2 protein-coding genes are annotated in these 821 nt (G+C 66.5%); both read left to right on the forward strand.

All coding sequences use genetic code 11. The features are described 5' to 3' along the window. The coding region (locus tag ACH34S_RS41930) for a hypothetical protein (RefSeq protein ID WP_395958515.1) at positions 1–182 on the forward strand (182 nt) is incomplete at its 5' end. 110 nt (positions 183–292) lie between these two features. Then, the coding region (locus tag ACH34S_RS41935) for an alpha-amylase family glycosyl hydrolase (RefSeq protein WP_395958516.1) at positions 293–821 on the forward strand (529 nt) is incomplete at its 3' end.

Raw genomic sequence — 821 nt, forward strand, 5'->3', positions numbered from 1 at the left:
GCGAAGCCACCCTGCACCTCGACCTACCCGCCCTCGGCCTGCCCGACGACCCCACCCGCACCTTCACCGTCACCGACCAACTCGACGGCACCACCTACACCTGGACCCGCTCCAACTACATCCGCCTAGACCCCCACACCCAACCCGCACACATCCTCACCTTCGGGAATGGTGAAACGTGAGCGGCCCTCAGGAGCCTCGCCACCCGGACGCGCCGCCGCAGGACCCTCCGCTGGAGACGCCGGGGGCGGTGCCGCGGGACGAGCCCGGCACCGAGATCCCGCCGGACGCGATCCCGGCCTCCGCCGAGCCCGTCCCGGACGCGTTCAGCCCCCAGACGCCCCGCGACCCGCACTGGTTCAAGACGGCCGTCTTCTACGAAGTCTCGGTGCGCGGATTCGCCGATTCCAATCGCGACGGTTACGGCGATCTGCGCGGCCTGATCTCCAAGCTCGACCATCTCCAATGGCTCGGCATCGACTGCCTGTGGCTGCTGCCCATCTACGAATCACCGCTGAAGGACGGCGGCTACGACATCGCGGAATACACGAAAATCCTGCCCGATTTCGGGGATCTGGGAGATTTCGTGGAGTTGATCGAGCAGGCGCACGCCCGCGGCATCCGGGTCATCGCCGACCTGGTCATGAACCACACCTCCGACCAGCACCCCTGGTTCCAAGCCTCCCGCACCGACCCCGACGGCCCCTACGGCGACTTCTACATGTGGAGCGACACCGACACCAAATACCCCGACGCCCGCATCATCTTCATCGACACCGAAACCTCCAACTGGACCTACGACCCCATCCGCGGCCAGTACT

Origin of the sequence: Actinomadura sp. 3N508 (assembly GCF_044326375.1) — a bacterium.
In the GTDB taxonomy this organism is placed as follows: domain Bacteria; phylum Actinomycetota; class Actinomycetes; order Streptosporangiales; family Streptosporangiaceae; genus Spirillospora.